This window comes from Prochlorococcus marinus XMU1405 (assembly GCF_017696275.1).
Taxonomy (GTDB): Bacteria; Cyanobacteriota; Cyanobacteriia; order PCC-6307; family Cyanobiaceae; genus Prochlorococcus_A; species Prochlorococcus_A marinus_AB.
In genome coordinates this window covers 322707-338188 of record NZ_JAAORF010000003.1, presented here as the reverse complement: position 1 = coordinate 338188, position 15482 = coordinate 322707, and the positions used below count along the sequence as shown (strand labels likewise).

The following is a 15482-nucleotide window of genomic DNA, read 5'->3' as shown; positions in this document are numbered from 1 at the left end:
ATAGAATTCTCCTGTAATTCCTTCATTAGTAATTTAATACCATCTGCCAATCAGGATAGCAACCATAAGATTTTTGTTAACTAAATTCTTTCATCAATAGATTCCAACCAATTGATGATGCATCTTGATTGAAGGATTCTCTCTCTTCGCACATAAAGCCATGATCAGCTCCTTTAACTTCAACATAAATAAATCTCTCTTCTAATGGATCTACTTTCCTAAATTTTTTTTTGATTTCTAATCTATCTTTTAAGGGAATTAATTTATCTGAAGAACCACAAATAAAATTTAATTTTCCAGAAACTTTTTCAAGTAAATCTAATGGTGCAAAATTAGTATCTGATCTTGGTGTTGTAACTCCTGCTCCATAAAAACAAAATGAAGTTTCTATTCCTTCTAATGAAGAAGCAATAAGTGCTGCATGGCCCCCAAAACAAAATCCAATTATTGAGATCTTCTTTCTTGGATATTTTTCTTTAACCCAATTTATAGCAGCAGAAACATCTTGAATAATATTTTTTGAAGTAGTTAAATTTTTATGATGTCTTCCTAATTTTAAGTCATCTTCACTGTATGACAGATCCATTTTTGGAGCTGTTCTACCGTAAAGGGGTAAGGCTAGTGCAGATATATTTTTTTTTGCTAATTTTTTAGAAAAATTCCTTATCCAATTATTTATCCCAAATACCTCTGGTAAAACTATAGATATATATTCACATTCATTAATTGAATCTACCCACCAAGATCTAAGAGGTAAATCGGAACTATAAATGTTTATCCACTTCCCTTTCATTTGTTTTAAATTTAAATTTTTGCCTGAAAAAAGAGGGTTTATTTTTTTAAGTATAAATCAATTAAATATGTAATTTTCCTTATTTTTTTTCTAAATTAAATCTTAAATTAGGTAGAGAAACTTATAAGAGAGTGGTTGATGTATAAGTTATATAAATCGACTTAAGTAGTCGTTATTACCAATTAAATATACCTGTCTCTAAATGCTTATTTTTGTCCTTGAAAACCTCCTAAAACATACTTTTTCTTGAAATAAAGATTGACAAGACATATATAAAAAAAACTTCTATAAAACATTAACTTCTTTTCTTAAAATGTTTTTAACAAACAATACTCGTTTAAAAATTCAGAATATCGTTAAGAGAATTTCACAAGATAAACCAGTCTCATTGGAAGAAAGAATTTATATTGAAAAGCTTTCAAAACATAATTCAACTATATGGACATGGCTTAAGAAAGCTAATAGCTTGAGGAGATATGGTAAGCAAAAATCAGATGGAATAAATGGACTTATCCAGAATCTTGGCCTTGATGGTTTAGAAACTGAAAATCATTTCGATCCCAAAAATGATGATCTTGCTGATTGGTTTAGTGGATCTCCTGATTGGGTGAGGAGGAGCTAATTGCGCTTCGTTTAAAATAAATTCAAATTAATAATGAAAAAAGGGAACTTCCTCAACTTGTCTTGGAGCATAATCACAAATTCCGAATTGCATACATTCCATTTGAGCATCAGTTAGTTTTCTCTCAATCGATAACGTGTCAAACAAACCACCAAATGCATATTGAATTTTATTTTTAATTAGATTTCCGTAAGTCATAATTAACCCTCTTTTTTAGAAGTTTTTTAGTATTAGTTATATACAAGAATCAAGAGTTTTAATACCTAAAATACAAACTATAAATTAATCGTTTTTAAAATATTTCACTTAATTCATAATCAGTATTTTTGCTCTAGTAAATTTGAATCATCACCTTTAAATTAGTTCCACTGATTGGAGGTTTTACTTCATGAGTACTTACAAAATGAAATACTTTAAAAACACAAAAAAGATAAATAACACTCTTTGGTTGGATAAATTAATTAATCAACTTGAAAAAAAATCAAAGGGAGTTTGATCATGAATACTTTTAGAAATAAACAATTCAAAAATGAATTAGATCCCAAGTATGCCTTCTATGATTGTCTTCGTAGTTGCGAAATTAAGAGTAATTCTGAAAAGTCTTTAGAAGAATGCGTCGAAAATTGTGAACCTAATCCAGTACTAAAGAATCTCGATGGCTAAAAATAGGAATTTAAACTCTATTCAATACCTATTTTAACGTTGTAGTGTTTTTATATAAATTTTAGGAGGGTAATCTTATGACCAACCTCGCAATTGAGCTACTGCTTCTAAATGTAGTTTTAGTTAATTTTGGAGCCATCCTTACTTCTAAAATTTATTCACAATCAGTAAAAGAAATTCAACGTAAGAGATTATTTTGTAGTGAATCTAAAAGTAACCCATATTGTGTTTTTTGAAAAATTAATTTCAAACTAATAACTCTTAAAATAGAAATCTAATATTAAAAGTTAGGGTCCACCAAAACTAAAAATAAGGTGTATATGGTACTTCTGTTTTTAATGAATCTCCGTAGTAACTTTCAGCTGACTTAACTAAGATCCAATAAATAAAATTCAGAAATGATTTTTCCATAGGAACATCTATAACCCTTTCCTAATTCAAATCAGAATTTCAAATAAAAACATCGTAGAAAATACCTAACTAAAGAGATTTAGATTTTCTTAGTTTATTTCTGATAGTTAGGTTTGTATGAAATGCTACTAAAGCTTGTCTGGTCAATCGATTTAGTAATATTGCTTATTGATTCCTGTAATTTCTGAAGATATATTAAATAAAAAATTATAAAAGTAAAAAATTTATGAGTACTCAAAAAAGTCAAAGTCATAAAAGACAAGAGCAAAATAATACAGAATGGTTAGATGAATTAATTAATAAAATTGAAAGCATGAAAGACAAAATTTCAAATACTTATTAATCAATCCTCTTTTACATTTCTTATTAAATCAGCTTGTAATTTTCGAGGCTGGCTTTCTTGATAATTTTCCATGCTTCTGATGCAGTGTCTGCATATTGGAAAAGATTTAAATGTTCATCTTCAATTAATCCAAGATCAGCTAAATATTCAAAGTTAATTATCTTATTCCAATACTCTCTACCAAAAAGTATGATTGGGATTTTAGTTTTCATTCCTGTTTGACAAAGTGTCAATAGTTCAAATAATTCATCTAGCGTTCCAAAACCTCCTGGGAAAAATACAGCAGCCACTGATCGCATGACAAAATGGATCTTTCTTAATGCAAAATAATTAAACTTAAAGCAAAGACCTGGCGTTATAAAAGAATTAGGGATTTGCTCATTAGGAAGACTGATATTTAACCCTATAGATTTACAATTTGCTTCAAATGCACCTCTATTAGCAGCTTCCATAATCCCAGGCCCCCCACCTGTAACAATCACGTGAGAATTACAGTTTTTATTTTGATTACTCATTGAAGCAAGTTTAGAAAACTCTCTTGCGGATTGATAGTAATGACTCATTAGAAGCAAATTTTCTAATCTATTTAAATTTCGTTTTAGAAGTATCGATTTATGATTTTTTTTAATTAACTCTTCTATATTTTTAATTCTCTTTTTTGTAATTGATTCTTCTGTAATGGTTGCACCTCCAAAAATAATTATGGTTGAAAGAATTTTATTTTCTTCAAGGATTAAATCTGGTTTAGTAATTTCAAGAAGCATCCTAACTCCACGCATTTCATTTCGGCGTAGTAGACCAATATCATCTTGGGCCAATTTATAAGTATCAGAATTAATAATTAAATTCAGGTTTTTTAAATTATTACTAGGGGATATATGTTTTTTCATTTCAAAAAAGAGTTTTAACTTTTCTTTCTAAAGGATTCAAATAGAATCTTTTGATTTTGTTATTTTCGTAAATCCAATAAACAGGCGGACTTTTTCTTGCCTTAATTAAATTAATTTTGTCTAATTTTTGAGGGATAAATTCTTTAGCAGGATCAAAAAATTTATCTCTTTTGGGTTGGTTTAAAACAATACTACCTTCTTTCCCTGAGATAGATCTGTGAAAAGTTCCTATAGGAATTTCTAATGCTCCCATGGATCTATTTAAATAAATCACATGATGAGGTTCATCCCAGGAAGGATTTATTAAAACAAATGTCCTTTCTCCAGTGATAACTAAATTGTGATCAATTTGATGATTGTGAACGTAATATTGCTCATCTTTTAAATCATCTGGAGGAGATATAGCTTCCCCGGAATGGATCACAACATCAGAACCATTAGAACTATCTATGCCTGCATCGAAGAATGTGACTTTTGGAGTCTCTCTAAAAATATTTATTGGGAAGAATCTTAATTCCATAGTGCTAACTCCCTTTTAGAAAATTTTTAAATATTAAAAATAATTTATTTACTTTTAAAAAACAGCTATTTTTTGATTTTTAATTGCAACAAACTAGGCAATCTTCTTGATTTGGATAATCTATACATTCTTTTTTTAAAGTTTCTTCTAAAAAATCTACTTTCTTAACATAATCAAGATCTTTTAATTCTTTGTTTGGAACCGTGAACTGAGTTTGTAGTTTCATTTTCTATCCTCCTAATTAATACTGTTTTTTGAATCCATTCCAAGTTTGAGAAAACCTTAATCCCAGATAAGAAATTAAAATTGTCCAAAATAAAATCTCTATACCTAAATTAGTCATTTGCTTGGCCTCCTTTCTATCTGATTATTCTTTAGTACGGGTATTAAGTAAAAATCAAGCGTAAGAATACCTAAAAGTTAAGTTTTAATCACAAAAAATCTTGCAATGGTTGTTACTTGGATGTTCTGAACATCCGTTATTCCAGTAAGCTTAAATTTTTTTGAGCTTATTATCAAATGAAAGGTCTTTTGTATCCAAATTAATTTCTTGGATAGTAAATATGTGATTTAGTGCCATAAGACTTACCCCTTTACTACAACTATGTTCTAATTCATTTGAATAGTAAATTTCAAGTTGTATGTGTGCGGTAAGAGGAACAAAATTGTACGGATTAAGGATCAAAAAAAAATCTCAAATTATGAATAATTCCAAGGAAAAAATCTTCAAAAAATTGATTCTAAATTTAAAAAAATTTGTATAAATTTTACTCAGAGATTATATTCTCTTAATACTTTTTCAGGACTGCCATTATCTATTATTCATCTAATCTATCTGCATATTCTCTTAAAATCTCAGCCATCTTTTGAGGTGGAATTTCTTGTTGATATTCTCTACATAAATCAAAAAATTTATCTAAGAAATCTTTCATTGAAGAGGACATAAAAATTAGCGTTTCATTTTAAAAGTAAAGTATGCAAAACCACCAAGCAATAAAAGACTCAAAACCCCATAAGTAATCGCTATGCCGTACATATACGTCATTTATTTATAAAGACATAAGCAGAATATAAATAAACTAAGAATACTCCAATAGCAATGGAACTTCCATAAAAAAGAAAGTTCCAAAATCTATATAATTTAGGTTTTTTAAATTCTTTTTCTTCTTCTTTAGTAATCATTTATTTTCTTTTTCTTTTCTGGCAGCATTACCTTTTGCTCTTAATACCAAAGTTATGGTAAGGGCAGCGCTTAATATCACAGCATCAATTAATAGGTGCGGGGAAATATTCATCAGCTGAAAAGAGAAATAAGAAGAGTTATTATCTTTTCATAAATAAATCTATTAATCATTAAAAAAGAGGGGTTTATCCCTCTAAGTTTAGATCGACTGTCAATCACAGTCTATTTGAGCTTTTAAGCTTCTCTAAAAAAACAGTATCTTATTTAGCCAGAGCAAGAGAAGGCACCTGCAAGAATATTTTTAAAAATTGGTGCTTGACCCAAGGCATATAAAAAGAAAGTTGATGATGCGAGAGTAATAGCTATTTTAGAAGCCTTTTTAACTTTCAAATTTGAGACTTTTGCAAATGCAGAATTCATTTGTTCCTTAATTTATTGATTTTATATTAGCTGCAAAAATTAAATATTCAGCATCAATATTTACCAAATAATAATTTTATTGCTCTTTTTTCTCAGCTTGCATTTTTATTAGCTCAAATTCTTTTTTCGAAACTATTCTGATTTTGTATGCTGGAAATCTTGTCTTCCACCATTTATTGATCGAAATAGCTACTCCCTCTAAATTTTGGGTACAAATATTGACCCATAGAGTTTTAGTGTCAACTTCTTTGTAGAATTCCCAACTTGTAGGTGAAGCCATCAAAAATCGCGAATGAAAAAATTCAATAAATTATGGGAAATGGTCCATAAGCTAAAACTTTTGTTTTTTTAAGAGGATTTATTTGTAGATATAAAGTTTTCATTAAGTGGTAGTAAAAAACTTTTAACAAAAGATTTGCATCACTTTCGCCTTCTAGGAAAGTATTACTTTAATTTTATAACGAGTTTCAACTTAAAAATATCCCCGCAAAGAAGGGGCCAAAAATTGACCCCTCTTGGTGAAACTCTTCCAAAGAAACACCATTAAAATATTACTCTGAAAGTTGCAAAGTTAAACAAATTAACAAAATCAAGATTAACAATTTATGCGGCCTTTTTAAAAGGGTTCATATTCCTTAAAAAGTTATTACTTTTGCGGGTACTCATTTTTCTATATCTTTGATTTATATCCAGGATATACTTTCTAGCTTTCTTGTCACTTTCAATTTTCTTGTTTCGAAGACGTAAAGCCCTTAAATCTTCTATGGACATGAGGCCATCATCTTCATTGAAATTAAAATGATCAAATTGCATCAGTTTAAGAAATTAAGTTTCTTCTTTAATTGCAAGATTAACAACCTTATCTTTATTTGCAATAGAGATAATTAACCAACTTAAATCAAATTAGTTATTTAATTTTCAGAAAGCTATGAATTTAAGTATTAAAAACTTTCTAAAATCAAGAAAAACTTTTGATTGAATTAGATGGAACTTCCACAGATACAAATGATTCTCCATAATGAGATTCGGCTGATTTTATCAGTAACCAGTAAAAGAAATTTACTAAAGCTTTCTCCACGAGGATTTAGTAACTAATTTAAATAAACTCATAATTTTTGTAATAGCAATATACAAAATAAATTTATTGCACAATCAAGATATTTATCTTATAAAGCTTAGTTGCATATTAATTAAGAAAAATTTGCACTCTCAGGCTTTAGGTAGCGGACTAAATCCTCGTGGAGTATTGGACTTTAGCCCGCTCTATTTTTTTAGCAAAAGAAAAATTGCACTGCAAGGTAACTAAATCAGCGATTATTATATTTAATTCTGAATAAGCCTTTATTGGTTAATTGATCAAGAGTATCTGAGCAAATGTTGGTGTAGTTTATTGTATAATTATGTTACAAACATTAGTTATATCAATGGATTCAGTATTTTTGCTCATTGATATATTCATTCTAAAAATAATATTATTATTGATGCCTAAAGAAGGTTTAATTGTGAAAAAAATAATTAAATTTTTTAAACTACTTAAGAGAAGAATTGATATTTATAATGCAGAGGCTGAATTAAAATTTATATTGGAAAATAAATAATGGGATTTCCACACTGCCCTATTTGTGTAGTTCTTGCATTTGTTTCAGTTTTTATGGGAGTTACTCGTAGTTATATGTTCTATATTCTTTTTAGGCTGTTTGCGAGAGCAGAATCTAATTTTAAATTGAAGTTTAATTTCTATTAATTGTTGACATCTAGGTATAAATACTTTATAAATAGATTGTAGTGAATACTACAAAATCGTCCGATCTACCATCTGATAGACCGCAGTACGACTCAAGCCATAGGACGGGGACTTGAGCAAGTTCAGGAGCTGCATCATGGTAAACATGTATTTCAATGGCAAATCATTCGTATATTGTAGAAAACAAGAAGAAAAGACAATTAAGCTCACTTATAGAGGATCTATTTACTTGAAATAAGATTTCTAACTTCTTTTTTAAAAGTTTGGACATTCGTTAAAGTTTTGAACTCAGTATTTATTAATACGTTATAAGAAAAACTTATTGTGAAGATATTATTTACCTATTTAAAAATTCATATATTCGTATATTTAGTAACGAGAAATTAATTTTAAAATAACTAATTTGTAATCAGATTTTTATAAGTTTATGCAGCCTATTTCTGAAGAACTTTACAAAAAAATAGTTGAGAGTTCTAAAAAATGAGTAAATTACTAATTGCTTTATTAGCTTTAGATATAGGAGTTAGTCTGTCTAAAGTTTTTGTTTTTACCTGAAAATCAAATTACTTAGCTAAAAAGAAGCGATTGTTTTCAAAAAAGGAAATAGTTACTGGTTTTTTATTTGAGATATTTATTTTTTAAAAAAATAAATTAAAACAACAAAAGAACTACCCATAACTAGTAGCACCATAAAAAGAGATAATAACTTTGCTAATCCTATAAATATTTATCCCAAATCGAAATGTAATGATTTTCAAAAAAATTCGTTAAGATATTCTAAAGAATTAGATTTTTAAGGTAAATGATGATCAATTCATTAAACAAATTATTGCCCGTTGGCAAAAAGGTAAAAAAATATTTGCCTTTCTTTATTGGATTTAAATTACTTACTTTTACTGGCTTTCTTACTTATTTAATGAATCGCTAATTGATATAACCTTAACAATAAAGCTTAACTAAATTAAGATCTAGTGAAAAAAAAGAACGCATTAAAATATTTAAGTCAATGACAAGTATGCAAAGACAAGAATTAATATTAAAGAAGATGAAAGAGAGAGGAATAGAGGTGGGAAGTGGAATTCCTAATAAAAAATACGATAGCAAGGAGGTTTATGAATTAATATATATTGCGAATTGCTTTCCTGAATTAAGAGAGGGAAAAAAAATATTTAGGTTTCTTTAATTCAGTTATTTATTTTGGTTCCCTTATTGCAGAAATAATTAATCCACCTATCAATCCGAGATTAATAAATACTGCTCTTTGATGGAAAGGAAATACATGAAAAATTATTGTTGTTGGAATAAGAAATAGTAATAAAAAGACTGAACCGATTTTTTGTTTTTCACCAAATATAAAAAATCCAGAACCCAAGATAAGGCATATAATTGCTCCTACTAGAAGAATAGATGAAATTGGTTCAGGAATGCCTTTTGTAGAAATATATTCAACTGTTCTTTCAAAATCATTTATTTTGCTGGGTATGGCTGAGATAAATATTGCTGAAATTGATACTCTTGAAAAAAAATCTAGAAAAGATTTGATACTTTTATTTTTCAAAAAAGAATTTTTCATAATTTTATTATATGAAAAAAATTTTATGCGTTTTATAAATACTTAATTAGTCTAAAATAATTTTAAATTTTTCTCAAAGAGGTTTAGCTAAATTAATAGAAATCTTTTTAATTAATGTGAATCTTGTTAAGGTAATTAATAGTAATTTATAAATTGTCTTTATATATTTATGAAATAATAAATCTAATTAAAATAAATGTTTAAAAAATTTCTTTTAACTTCTTTTTTGATTTTAAGTTCCCTCATAACTATATATCCTTCAAAAAAAGAAAATACTAATTTTTTGGATTATTGTTATTCTTTAGAAAAAATAATTTCTAGAAATACAGTAGAAAAAAATAAAAATATGTCTAAGAATTTTAGGTCTTTAGCAAAAGATATTGCTCTATTTGGGACTAAAAAAACTAAAGGCACTTTCGCTAATAAGATAATTGATCAATATAAAAATTCTAAAAAATTATTTATTATTACTTTTGTTCCAAACAAAATTTATTGTTTAGCAGGATATTGGATAGAGAATGTAAGTCCAGGAAAATTTGAATCAATTTTTTATGAGAAAACCAAACAAAAAATAAATGAATATAAGAATACTAAAAAAGAAGTAGATGAATTTATTAAAGGAATTAATTTAGAATATAAATCTATAAAAAAAGAAATTAATGATTTTTTTTAGAAAATTAAAATCTTTTTTCTAAAAAAATCAATTTATTTGTTAAGGTTGATTCATTTTTTTTAGATTGCGAAATAAAAAATATTGGTAGTCCCAAAATCATTACAAATCCAAAAATTGATAAAGAATAAATTATTTTCTTTTTGATATTAAATTTAAGTTTGTTTTTGGTAAATTTTTAAAGAACAGAAATTTGTTATTTGACAATGAATAATATTTTGCAGAATTTTTTTTAAAATAATAATTATTAAATATTTCTTTCCTATTATCATCAATGCCTATTTGCAAGTTATTTTCAGAAGCACCAACTTTGTAATTCGATTGTTCATAAAAAAAATTCATGTATGTTTGACATATTTGTTATTTTTTTATTTTTAAAGTCAAGTTTAGTTTTTTTGAAATCATTATCAATCCACTCGTCATAGACTTTAAAATTTGTTTCAGCAAAATATGACAAGACTTTATTTCAAAAAAGTATATTAAAAAGATAAATCAAATAAAAAAAGAAAATTATTATTGTTGGTAAATTTCATAAATCATGTTTTTAAGTCATCATTAATTTTCAAGTTCTTATTTAAAGTAGTCTTATAGATTTCTAACCTTCTTCTTGTTTGATTGTTTTTTTGCATATATGTTTTCAGGAAAAATTTTTATTTTGACTTTCGTGTGCCACCATAGCAGTACCCCTTTTGTCTAGAAATAATATTCCAACATCCTTTGCAACAAAAAATCCACTCAGTATGAATTATGGATTTAACCCTGAAATGAAGTTTATCTGGTTTATGAAATAAATCACATATTTTCATTAATTAAAAACTTTGCTAAAGAAAATTTTAAAAAAACTATTTTTATTTATTAAATATTTTTCTAATTTAAAAAAATTACGATTTTGAAGATATCAATAATAGTTTTTAATAAAACTGCTTAAATAATTTATCCTGCTTTAATCACATATATAAAATATCATACATATAAATTGGAAATTTAAAAAGCAATTCACAGATATTATCTAATAGACTTTAGTATAAATTCAATAATAATTTTATGTAATGAACATCTATCTATTTTGGATTTTATTTTTAACTTTATGGGCAATAGTTCCTCTCATGATAATTAAAGGAAGAACAGATGAAAAACCAAAAATTAAAACATCTCCTGAAGTTAAAACTAAAAAGAAAGGTTGGTTTAGTTAAATAATTTATCTGGTTTTTATTAATTTTTGACTAAAAATTTTACATCAAATTTCTTAAAGTACTATGTTTGATTCTACAGGAAAATCAAATTTATCTCTTCCATTAAGTTCTCCCAATTCAATCACCACTGATAAACCACTAATTACCTTACCTGAATCTTTTAGCATTTCAGACACACATTTAATTGTTCCTCCTGTAGCTAATAAATCATCTACAACCGCAAAGGAATTATATGGTTTTAGTGCATCCACTTGAATAGAAAGTGAATTGCTACCATACTCTAAATCATAAGACCTATTTATAAGGTTGCCAGGAAGCTTGCCCGGTTTTCTCGCTACAATCATAGGTTTAGATAAGTAAAAAGAGATTGCGGTGCCAAAAATAAAACCCCTAGCATCAATAGATAATATGGCATCTGCATCTTTAAAAATTTGGCTAGATGACATTTCTTCAATTACTTTTGAAAAAACATCAGGATACTGTAGCAAGGGCAATATATCTTTGAAAATAATTCCACTTTTTGGGAAATTTATGTGATCTTTAACTAGATCTTTGAGATTCTCAGTCAAAAGGGGTTTATTTATTTTAAGTCTTAGGATGTATTATATTATCAAATTAATCGCTGACCATATTGCATATTGAAATATTATGTGAGATGCCTAAATCAATATATTTGATAAATAAAAATCAAAAATTTTCTTTGAGAATATTTTGGTATTAAATAATTTTCTAGGGAAAATTATATTCTATAAAAAAATTAAATCTCTTATATTTACTTTTGTTAATGGAGTCTTTGTGATTGGTTTAGTGAAGTAAGACTATTTAGAAGATTAATTAGCTGCAGGAAATATTATAAAATTTTGATATATAAACTTCTTACAAGCGATTTGATTTAAATTTATTTGCTTAAAGATAAGTTAATTGGGATTAATTAATCAATTTATCGTAAAAGTTAACTATTGGAATTTTAAAAAAGGTTGAATTTTATGAGATATTTTTTATAAACTAATTTTTTTACCAATTATATTTGTGTATCTTCGTCCTCGATATTTTTCTATTAATTTATCATCTTCTCTTGGTTTTAAAAGAACTAAAGATCCATTATTTTTTAATTCAAATAGTTCAAATTCCATTTTTCTCAACATCATTAAATATTCTCTTGGATTCTCTCCTGATTGAGAGATACCTTTCGGCCAAAACTCTGATAAAAGTATTAATTTTTCTGAAGATTTAACAATCTTTCGCATCCCTTTCAAGACTTTAGGTTCGTATCCTTGGACATCGATTTTTATCAAATCTAAATTTTTTATTTTATTTTCTTTTAGTAACTCATCAATTGTTAAGCAATCAACCATGATCGAATTACGTTTTTGATCAGTTGCATAAAGGCGATTATCACCTCTATTTTCTTCTGATATAAATAAAGGTAGTTTCTGTTTAGTGTCTGAAGCCGCAATTGGAAATGATAAAACATTTTTATAATTAAAACAATTTATGCTTTTAGATAAATATTTGTAGCTTTCTTTATCAGGTTCAATGGCAACTACAATGCCTTTAGCGCCCGTAAATTGGGAAAAAATAGATGTATAAAAACCAATATTTGCTCCAATATCTAATACATTCATACCTTCAAAACAAACACTTTTTATAAAGTTAGTCTCAGTCTTTTCATAAACATTAAAGAAAATAGCTCCGCTTACAACAGGGTCATTGGGATTCAAATATATAAAATTACTTTTAATCTTTACTTTCTTTGGTAATAACTTCTTAATTATCCAATTAGTTATATTTCTCAAAGGCCAAGGTCTTAGAATATAACAATAAATAAATTCAGGAATCATTTTTCTAAATTTAGACACTTTATCAGAAAATTAATATCTTAATAAATCATATGATTTTCATGATTTATTAATTGTTATGTTTTTTTTGCAAATCATGGAATACATTGACTTAAGAGTTTTGAAAATATAAATGCCCGATTATATTACATTTGTATTGCCAACACATAACGAAGAGAAGAATATAATCCCTTTAATAAAGGAGATATTATCTTTAAATAAAGGTTATTCTATTGAAATTATTGTAGTTGATGACAACTCTAGTGATAAAACTCAAAGCCTAGTAAGAGCATTCTCTAAAACTGACATCAGAGTAAGATTAATTAATAGATTAGGTAGGTATGGTCTTTCAAGCGCGATATGCGAAGGTTGTTTGAATTCCACTGGTGAGGTAATTGCCATTATGGATTCTGATGGTCAACATGAGGTGCAATCGGTTTACAAATCTATTTCATATTTATTAAGTAGTGATAATGATCTTATTATTGGAAGTCGTTTTAAAAAAGGATCTTCAGTAAGTGGTTTAAGTAAGCAAAGAAAAAAAGGATCGATCATTGCAAATTATCTCGCAAGAATTACTCTTCCCAGAAATTATCGTCACTTATCAGATTTTATGAGTGGATGTTGTGCTTTTAAAAGGAATTCTTGCATGAATTATTTAAAACTAATTAACGTTAATGGATTTAAATTTTTGTATGAATTGTTATCTATAAGTAGAGGAAAATTGAAAGTTAATGAAATTCCTTTAGATTTTAAGGCAAGAATATTTGGCTCATCAAAATTAGATAATGCTGTAATTTGGGACTTTTTTATTTCTGCTGCTCATACATTAACAAAAAGAATAATTCCAAGAAGAGCAATTAGTTTTGGATTCGTTGGAGCAACTGGAATTCTAGTTCATCTTTTTGTTGTATATTTTTTATTAGAAATAACAAATTTGACATTTTTTCAAGTCCTTCCTATCGCAGGAGTTAGTGCAGCGAGTTCAAATTTTTTCATAAATAATTTATTAACTTTTCGAAATGCAAGATTAAGAGGTTTTGAACTTATCTTTGGATTAATTAAATTTTTATTGGTTTCATCTATACCTCTTCTCGCAAATGTTGGTTTAGCTAGTTCTTTTTATCAATATGTGAGTCCTAATAAGTTTTTATCTCAGATGGCTGGAATAATTATTGTTTTTATTTGGAATTATGCCGCATCATCAAAATTTGTTTGGAAAGACTAAAATTTTTTAAAATTTAGATATTTTTTAAATCTGATATTTATCAATTATTCAATAAACAATAATTTAAAATAGAAAATTAAATTTTTCATAGCAAATCCTAATGGGTTTGAAATTAAAAATCTTCCCACTGACCAACAACAATGCGGTAATCCAAAAAATAATAAGAACCTATTATAGTTTTTTATTGAACTGAATCCGGGTATTATTTTTGATAAAATTCTTGACCCTTTTAGTCTAAATGAGTTTTTAATAATCATATTTACCCCAAAGATATTTTCTAAAAAACCAAATAGTAAAGCGGATGAAGATAACCACATAAATATCCATCTTCCAATATCGACAAATAAAAACATCGGTAAAAATGCTAATAATTGAAAACAGAGTATAAATCTTTTAGCTGCTTGAGTTGGATTTTTGTCCACTCCTATAAAAAATTTCATTGTTAAAAAGATAGTTAAAAGCCACATCCCTGGATGCCAAAAAACTAAAAGATTAAATTGAGAAATTAATGAGCTTGAATATACTCTTGATGACTCATAACCAATAGCGGCAATTGCCCCACTTGGAATAAGTTCATAAAGAGATCCTGTTGAAGGGAGTATATTACTTAAAGATTGCCAACTTTGATGAATACTTAATGATTGATATGTATTCCCCTTATATATCCAACATAATAAAAAAGATATAAATGCAGGCATTAAGCTAGCTAAAGCTAAAAAAATTGATCTTATTCGATTTTTCTTATTCGATCTTTCAAACATATACAAAATAAATATTAGGCTTGGTAATCCCCATATCCCGTAACTTTCATGGGATAATATTGCAATTACAGAGAAAAAATTAACAAAAAATATAGAACTAATCCATGAAATATTACCTTTGTAAAGGAATTTAAGTATTAATAAAGAAAGGCCATATAAGAAAACTATCAAAGTGTCTTTTCTTACTAAATAATCTTCAGATATTGGAGCAAGTATTATTAATTGAGATAATAAAAACGATTTTTCAAATAAATCCTTGCAAAAATATAAAATTATTAAAGCTAGTGATAGTAGGGCAAAAACGCTTAAAATCCAAACCAATACAATTGGCGATAATGAATATTTTCTAGAGAAAAATTGAACTAATTCACCTGGTAAGCCTCGTCTAACGAAGCCGCCAGCATAAGATATTAGCCATTCTCCAACTGTCCAAGAATTGTCATAAAATCTATTTTTATATAAATTTAAAGGTATTCCTACAATTATTAAAATAGTAAAAAAAATTTCAAATGAAAATTTTCGATTTGAAAGTATTTCAAGTGCAAAATTTTTTCTCAAATTTTTAATATTAAGTTGTTTAATATTTATTATTGGCATTTTAAGTTAATTTCCTTATTTTATGAATATCGT

At 26.8% G+C, this 15482-nt stretch carries 21 protein-coding genes; 6 read left to right on the top strand and 15 right to left on the bottom strand.

From position 1 onward, the window contains the following. Positions 1-76: 76 nt before the first annotated feature. On the bottom strand, positions 77-793 hold the full coding sequence (locus HA148_RS07865; protein WP_209131708.1) for a dienelactone hydrolase family protein: 717 nt from the start codon (positions 791-793) through the stop codon (positions 77-79). Between the two features lie 313 nt (positions 794-1106). On the opposite strand from HA148_RS07865, the gene HA148_RS07860 reads away from it, so the two are divergent. After that, positions 1107-1415, top strand: a complete 309-nt coding sequence (locus tag HA148_RS07860) for a hypothetical protein (protein ID WP_209131706.1) — start codon at positions 1107-1109, stop codon at positions 1413-1415. A gap of 27 nt (positions 1416-1442) precedes the next feature. Here the strand turns inward: HA148_RS07860 and HA148_RS07855 are convergent, their stop codons facing one another. Next, positions 1443-1613, bottom strand: coding sequence for a hypothetical protein (locus HA148_RS07855; protein WP_209131704.1), 171 nt, complete (start codon positions 1611-1613; stop codon positions 1443-1445). A 300-nt stretch (positions 1614-1913) separates the two neighbouring features. Between HA148_RS07855 and HA148_RS07850 the strand changes: the two genes are divergently transcribed. Beyond that, positions 1914-2078 carry a hypothetical protein gene (locus tag HA148_RS07850; RefSeq protein ID WP_209131702.1) on the top strand — a complete coding sequence of 55 codons (165 nt, stop codon included), beginning with the start codon at positions 1914-1916 and terminating at the stop codon, positions 2076-2078. 777 nt (positions 2079-2855) lie between these two features. Here HA148_RS07850 and HA148_RS07845 read toward each other — a convergent pair. From HA148_RS07845 to HA148_RS07810, 9 genes are all read right to left on the bottom strand, one after another. Then, the gene (locus HA148_RS07845; protein WP_209131700.1) at positions 2856-3722 is read right to left on the bottom strand and encodes an LOG family protein; all 867 of its coding nucleotides are present in this window, start codon (positions 3720-3722) and stop codon (positions 2856-2858) included. A gap of 1 nt (position 3723) precedes the next feature. Then, positions 3724-4242: a hemagglutinin gene (locus HA148_RS07840; RefSeq protein ID WP_209131698.1), complete on the bottom strand. Its 519-nt coding sequence runs from the start codon at positions 4240-4242 to the stop codon at positions 3724-3726. A gap of 79 nt (positions 4243-4321) precedes the next feature. Next, on the bottom strand, positions 4322-4468 hold the full coding sequence (locus HA148_RS07835; RefSeq protein ID WP_209131696.1) for a hypothetical protein: 147 nt from the start codon (positions 4466-4468) through the stop codon (positions 4322-4324). Between the two features lie 267 nt (positions 4469-4735). Further along, positions 4736-4927, bottom strand: a complete 192-nt coding sequence (locus tag HA148_RS07830; RefSeq protein WP_209132233.1) for a hypothetical protein — start codon at positions 4925-4927, stop codon at positions 4736-4738. A 133-nt stretch (positions 4928-5060) separates the two neighbouring features. Beyond that, positions 5061-5186: a hypothetical protein gene (locus HA148_RS09665; protein WP_257008938.1), complete on the bottom strand. Its 126-nt coding sequence runs from the start codon at positions 5184-5186 to the stop codon at positions 5061-5063. Positions 5187-5283: 97 nt separating this feature from the next. Then, positions 5284-5424, bottom strand: a complete 141-nt coding sequence (locus HA148_RS07825; RefSeq protein ID WP_209131694.1) for a hypothetical protein — start codon at positions 5422-5424, stop codon at positions 5284-5286. A gap of 265 nt (positions 5425-5689) precedes the next feature. Next, positions 5690-5845, bottom strand: coding sequence for a hypothetical protein (locus tag HA148_RS07820; protein WP_209131692.1), 156 nt, complete (start codon positions 5843-5845; stop codon positions 5690-5692). Positions 5846-5921: 76 nt separating this feature from the next. Next, complete coding sequence (locus HA148_RS07815) at positions 5922-6125, bottom strand: hypothetical protein (RefSeq protein WP_209131690.1); 204 nt, start codon at positions 6123-6125, stop codon at positions 5922-5924. Between the two features lie 323 nt (positions 6126-6448). Next, the gene (locus tag HA148_RS07810; protein ID WP_209131688.1) at positions 6449-6658 is read right to left on the bottom strand and encodes a hypothetical protein; all 210 of its coding nucleotides are present in this window, start codon (positions 6656-6658) and stop codon (positions 6449-6451) included. A 1937-nt stretch (positions 6659-8595) separates the two neighbouring features. On the opposite strand from HA148_RS07810, the gene HA148_RS07805 reads away from it, so the two are divergent. Beyond that, on the top strand, positions 8596-8772 hold the full coding sequence (locus HA148_RS07805) for a 3-phosphoshikimate 1-carboxyvinyltransferase (protein WP_209131686.1): 177 nt from the start codon (positions 8596-8598) through the stop codon (positions 8770-8772). Positions 8773-8781: 9 nt separating this feature from the next. On the opposite strand, the gene HA148_RS07800 is transcribed toward HA148_RS07805, so the two are convergent. Then, positions 8782-9162 (bottom strand): DoxX family protein, encoded by a 381-nt coding sequence (locus HA148_RS07800; RefSeq protein ID WP_209131684.1) that lies wholly within the window; start codon positions 9160-9162, stop codon positions 8782-8784. A gap of 196 nt (positions 9163-9358) precedes the next feature. On the opposite strand from HA148_RS07800, the gene HA148_RS07795 reads away from it, so the two are divergent. Both HA148_RS07795 and HA148_RS07790 read left to right on the top strand, forming a co-directional pair. Beyond that, positions 9359-9835 carry a carbon storage regulator CsrA gene (locus HA148_RS07795; RefSeq protein ID WP_209131681.1) on the top strand — a complete coding sequence of 159 codons (477 nt, stop codon included), beginning with the start codon at positions 9359-9361 and terminating at the stop codon, positions 9833-9835. 1046 nt (positions 9836-10881) lie between these two features. Then, on the top strand, positions 10882-11025 hold the full coding sequence (locus HA148_RS07790; RefSeq protein WP_209131679.1) for a hypothetical protein: 144 nt from the start codon (positions 10882-10884) through the stop codon (positions 11023-11025). 53 nt (positions 11026-11078) lie between these two features. Here HA148_RS07790 and HA148_RS07785 read toward each other — a convergent pair whose 3' ends face one another. Together HA148_RS07785 and HA148_RS07780 are read right to left on the bottom strand one after the other, a co-directional pair. Continuing rightward, positions 11079-11594, bottom strand: coding sequence for an adenine phosphoribosyltransferase (locus HA148_RS07785; RefSeq protein WP_209131677.1), 516 nt, complete (start codon positions 11592-11594; stop codon positions 11079-11081). A 429-nt stretch (positions 11595-12023) separates the two neighbouring features. Then, the gene (locus HA148_RS07780) at positions 12024-12866 is read right to left on the bottom strand and encodes an FkbM family methyltransferase (RefSeq protein ID WP_209131675.1); all 843 of its coding nucleotides are present in this window, start codon (positions 12864-12866) and stop codon (positions 12024-12026) included. 130 nt (positions 12867-12996) lie between these two features. On the opposite strand from HA148_RS07780, the gene HA148_RS07775 reads away from it, so the two are divergent. After that, the gene (locus tag HA148_RS07775; protein WP_209131673.1) at positions 12997-14091 is read left to right on the top strand and encodes a glycosyltransferase; all 1095 of its coding nucleotides are present in this window, start codon (positions 12997-12999) and stop codon (positions 14089-14091) included. Positions 14092-14135: 44 nt separating this feature from the next. Here HA148_RS07775 and HA148_RS07770 read toward each other — a convergent pair whose 3' ends face one another. After that, on the bottom strand, positions 14136-15449 hold the full coding sequence (locus tag HA148_RS07770) for a hypothetical protein (protein WP_209131671.1): 1314 nt from the start codon (positions 15447-15449) through the stop codon (positions 14136-14138). Positions 15450-15482: the final 33 nt, after the last annotated feature.